The sequence below is a fragment of the Phyllobacterium sp. genome, from assembly GCF_037994405.1.
GTDB lineage: Bacteria > Pseudomonadota > Alphaproteobacteria > Rhizobiales > Rhizobiaceae > Phyllobacterium.
This window is the reverse complement of the sequence record NZ_JBBNAN010000062.1, coordinates 1-4400: the sequence shown is the minus strand read 5'-3', so window position 1 is coordinate 4400 and position 4400 is coordinate 1. Positions and strand designations below refer to the sequence as shown.

The following is a 4400-nucleotide window of genomic DNA, read 5'->3' as shown; positions in this document are numbered from 1 at the left end:
CGCTCGCAGTGGTCGCAACGGTCGCGCCGAGATGCTTTGCCAGCTGGATGGCGAATGTCCCCACGCCGCCGGAGCCGGCCTGAATGAAGACCTTCTGTCCTTTCTTCAGGTTTGCCCTTTCGATGAGCGCCTGCCAGGCAGTCAGACCGACCAGAGGGATCGAGGCTGCCTCTTCCATGCTGAGGCTCTCAGGCTTCAGGGCCACGTCGGCTTCATTCACGGCAATGAATTCGGCGAATGTCCCGATCCGGCCATCGCGCGGCCGCGCATAGACATCGTCGCCGGCTTTGAATTTGCGGACTTTCGATCCCACGCGGATAACCCTCCCGGCCACGTCGTGGCCCAGGATGAAGGGTCGGCGATAGGGCAGGATGAGCTTGAACTCTCCGGTTCTGATCTTGGAATCGAGCAGGTTCACCCCTGCGGCATGGACCTCGACCAGGACATCGTTGTCCCCCAGTTCCGGCTCTGGCATCTCGGCCAACCGCAGAATGCCCTTCTTATTATATTTATCGACGACGAATGCCTTCATGGCAGTGACTTTCTGAAAGTGTTTGTTGATGTTCCGGGACGAAAAACCGCCCCGGAGAAAGAGGCGTCAGGCCTCGAGGAAGGACAGGGCTTTGGGGACGAAATCGGCGTGGTTCTGGAACACGCCGCCATGCCCGGCATCCGGATAGATAACCAGTTGCGCCCCAGGGATACGCCGGGCGAGATCGTGGGTGTTGCCGCTTGGCACCATCCTGTCGTGATCGCCGTTCGCAACCAGCGCAGGAATGCGGATGGCGCTCAGGTCTTGCGGCGCCTGCAGTCCGTAAGCCTTGATCGCCTTGTGCTGGGCGCCGAACGCGCTCAGCGATACCGGCTTGTCGCGGTCGGCCTGGCGCTCCGTCAGCCGCTGCAGGAATGCTTTGGCGGCACGGCGCCCATTCGCCGTCCTCGTGAAGAAGAGATAGTATTTCGGATCCCGAAGAGTCAGCGCACCCTTGATCATGTCGACGATCGTCAGCGGCGTCACCTTGTCGATGCCTTCGCCACCGGCCGGCCCGGTGCCGGCCAGGATGAGCTTGCGCACAAGCTTGGGCTCGGTCAGCACAATCTCCTGCGCCACGAAGCCGCCGAGTGAAAAGCCGAAGAGATCGACTTCCTCGAACCCCAGTGCCCGGATAAAGGCGACCGCGTCCCGCGCCATCTCGGAAACGGTTGTCGGCGTCTTGCCGCCCGAAGCGCCGATGCCGCGATTGTCGAAGGCAATCACACGCCGCGTTGCGGCGAGGCCATCGACGATGCGCGGATCGAAGTTGTCCAGCTGAGCCGCGAGATGGTTGAGCAGGATCACCGGCACGCCAATCCTAGGCCCGAGCTCCCGATAAACAAATGCCGTGCCGCCGACATCGACAGAGCGTGTCGGTGCATCCTGGTACAGTGCCTGCGAACGGGGCGGCTGGAATGCATTTGTCATTCCTGGCGCCTGCGTTTTGTCGGGCTCCGCGAGTCGTATTGCGGTTGTCCGTGTCATGTGCATGAACTCCTCTGTTTCGCCGCCCGTCAGACCGGCAAGCGGAACTGCTTTCGCAAGCTCTTGTCGAACATCTCTGCAGGGGCGAAGCGGCGCAGCAGGCTGACCTGGCGGGCTGCCTTACCAGCGGTATAGCGCCGCCGCGGACGGGCGTCGGTCGCCGCCTTGACGATTACCTCCGCCACCACTTCTGGCCGATCGGCTACAGGCATCACATCGCGAAGGAGCGCGGCGACCCCGGCCCGAGCCCGATCGTATTCCTTCAACACGGAATCCGGCTCAATCCCATTCTGGTCGAAGACGGTGCGAACGAATGCAGGCTCGATGACTGAGACGCGAATATTGAAGGCACGAACCTCGTGATCGAGCGATTCCGAATAGCCCTCGAGCGCGTGCTTGACCGCCGAATAGTGTGCCGAATACGGCGCAGGTACGAGACCCAACACCGAACCGATGTTGATGATGCGCCCTTCGCCGCGCCGCCGCATTGACGGCAGCACGGCATTGGTCATGCGGATGACGCCGAACAGATTGACGTCGAACAGGGCCTGCACCTGAGCGATCGAGAATTCCTCGGCGCCTCCAAGCAGCCCGACACCAGCATTGTTGACCAAGAGGTCGATCCGGCCGGTCTGCGAGAGCACCGTCGAAACGAGTGCAGTAACAGCCTCACCGTCGGTCACGTCGCAAACCAGCATGGTCACCCCCTCCGGGCCGTTGCCGGCCTTGCGGCTCGTTCCGAAGACAGTGAAGCCCGCCCGCGCCAGGGCCGCGGCGCTGGCGCGGCCGATGCCCGAGGAGGCGCCGGTCACGATTGCGGTTTTTCCAGAATTCCCATTCATTTTTGATGCTCCAGGTCCAAGAGGTCTAGCTTTTTTCCACGAATTGAATTATGATTGTAATATCAGATTATGAACATAATGCAATAGCAGGACAGGAATGAAAGACCATGCGCTACGAAAAGGGCCGAAAGGACGCGTCACGCAGCCGGATCATGGAGGTCGCCGCAGAACGTTTTCGATGTGACGGCATCGCGGCGTCGGGGCTTGCAACCATCATGAGCGACGCCGGGTTGACCAACGGGGCCTTCTATCCGCACTTTCAGTCCAAGGCGGAGCTTGTCCGCGAAAGCATGGCGGCGGCTCTCGAGACTCAATCGCATCAATTGCAGGAAGCGCTGGCCTCCGATGGCCCGGAGATGGCCATAGAGGCGTATCTATCGGCTGAGCACCGGGACAATCCGGGAAAGGGCTGCGCCTCTGCCGCGTTGTTGCCGGAAATTGCGCGTCAGCCGTCCGAGACGAGGAACCTCTATGCCGAGCGTCTTCAAACCCTGGTGCGCCAGATAGCTGAAGCTCTTCCGAAGACCGAGGATTCGGAAGCCGTTGCGCTGGGCGTCTTTTCGACCCTCATCGGCGCGCTTCAATTGGCCCGCGCCGTGGAAGGAACGGAATTGTCGGACCGCATCCTCTCGGCGGGGAAATCTGCGGCACGGACGCTAATCCAGCCGCGACCGGACGAAGTGGCGTCCTGACGTGTAGGGAGCGGACTGCCTGCCAGGGATAGATGCTCGCACCGGCGTGAAGGCCCGCTATTGAATATCCGAGGCCGAAGCTGCAAGGCGCCTTCAATGGCGCCGTTCGAGCTGCGTCGACCGCCTTCCAAAAGCAGACATAGTTATGCCGCCGAAGTGCAGCCGACTATTTCGGCGCACGCGTTCGAACACCGCCCCGTCCGTCACGGAAAACCCACCTACACCTTCCGTCTCTATAGGGGCGTTGCGGGACAGGCTGTGCAAAAACCTGATCAGGAGATGGCGCCGCCACGGCCGCTGTCTGGTTAGCCGACCTTCTGAGATTCGCTTGGGGTGGAAACGGGACGTCGAAGCCCTCGCCGCTTCGGATTATGACTTATCCCGCGTGGACTCTCCTGGACAGGGCCCGCTCAAGCAGCACCTCTGACAGTGGACAGTTAATCCGTTACTGCTCCTTCTTGAACAAATCCTGGAAGATAAGCTGGCCCCAAGTGCGGCCGCGTGCGTGCACCAGCGCGCCACCCTCGTTGAGCTTTCCGAGCTTGACGGGTGCGAACCCGAGCTGTTTGGCCAAGGCCGCCACGGGAGCGATCGCGTCCTCGTCGTCGCTCGACAGAAAGACGACCCGGTGGCCGCCCTCGACGACCGGATCGGTAGCCAGGGTAGCTGCAATCAAGTGATTGAAACCTTTCACGAACCTGGCACCGGTGAACGCCTTTGCGACGAAGGCGGAGGACGGGAGGCCGTCCAGCTCTTCAGGGACAGGAAACGCGTTCATCGCGTCGATAACCGTCTTGCCTTTCCAGCTCGGCAGGACCTTCGCAACCTCGCGATGCTCCCCGAACGGGACCGCCAGGATGATTGTGTCGGCCTCGAGTGCTTCCCGCAGCGACTTGGCGACGACAGTCGGTCCAATCGCCCGAGCCTGCGGCGCCAACGCCTCGGGCGGCCGGCGGCTCGCGACGGCCACCTTGATGTTTTTACGGGCGAAGGCGTGGGCGAGAGCCTGGCCTACGGCACCGAATCCTACAATCGCATAGCTCATAATACTTCTCCAATCCGTGTTGATATTGATTCCCGGGCCCTCAACGGCCCTGGGTTATACCTTTCGCTGCGTGGCGACCTTTGCGAGATCTTCGGACCGCCACGCCAAGCGATGCGCGTCATCGATTTGAATTCCTGAATTGACGCGTAGTCGTCCTGCCGTGAACGACTTTCGCGCGGCCGGACGGTCAGCCGCTTCCCGCGATCCACAATTTCAGATGGCCGAGAAGCCGCCGTCGACAGACAGCTCGACTCCATTCACGAAGCTCGAATCGTCTGAAGCGAGAAACAGCGCGGCCGCCG

At 61.5% G+C, this 4400-nt stretch carries 6 protein-coding genes; 1 reads left to right on the top strand and 5 read right to left on the bottom strand.

All coding sequences use genetic code 11. The features are described from left to right. The 3 genes from AAAC48_RS03745 to AAAC48_RS03735 form a co-directional block, all read right to left on the bottom strand. Window positions 1–532: NADP-dependent oxidoreductase (locus AAAC48_RS03745; protein WP_340652881.1), on the bottom strand; the 532-nt coding region annotated here is incomplete at its 3' end. Between the two features lie 66 nt (window positions 533–598). Beyond that, a complete protein-coding gene (locus AAAC48_RS03740; protein ID WP_340652883.1) occupies window positions 599–1462 on the bottom strand; it encodes an alpha/beta hydrolase in 864 nt (287 codons plus the stop codon). Between the two features lie 86 nt (window positions 1463–1548). After that, a complete protein-coding gene (locus tag AAAC48_RS03735) occupies window positions 1549–2361 on the bottom strand; it encodes an oxidoreductase (protein ID WP_340652880.1) in 813 nt (270 codons plus the stop codon). 107 nt (window positions 2362–2468) lie between these two features. On the opposite strand from AAAC48_RS03735, the gene AAAC48_RS03730 reads away from it, so the two are divergent. After that, complete coding sequence (locus tag AAAC48_RS03730; RefSeq protein WP_340652879.1) at window positions 2469–3053, top strand: TetR/AcrR family transcriptional regulator; 585 nt, start codon at window positions 2469–2471, stop codon at window positions 3051–3053. A gap of 445 nt (window positions 3054–3498) precedes the next feature. Here AAAC48_RS03730 and AAAC48_RS03725 read toward each other — a convergent pair whose 3' ends face one another. After that, window positions 3499–4098, bottom strand: coding sequence for an NAD(P)-binding domain-containing protein (locus AAAC48_RS03725; protein WP_340652878.1), 600 nt, complete (start codon window positions 4096–4098; stop codon window positions 3499–3501). Window positions 4099–4311: 213 nt separating this feature from the next. Next, window positions 4312–4400: SDR family oxidoreductase (locus AAAC48_RS03720; RefSeq protein WP_340652882.1), on the bottom strand; the 89-nt coding region annotated here is incomplete at its 5' end.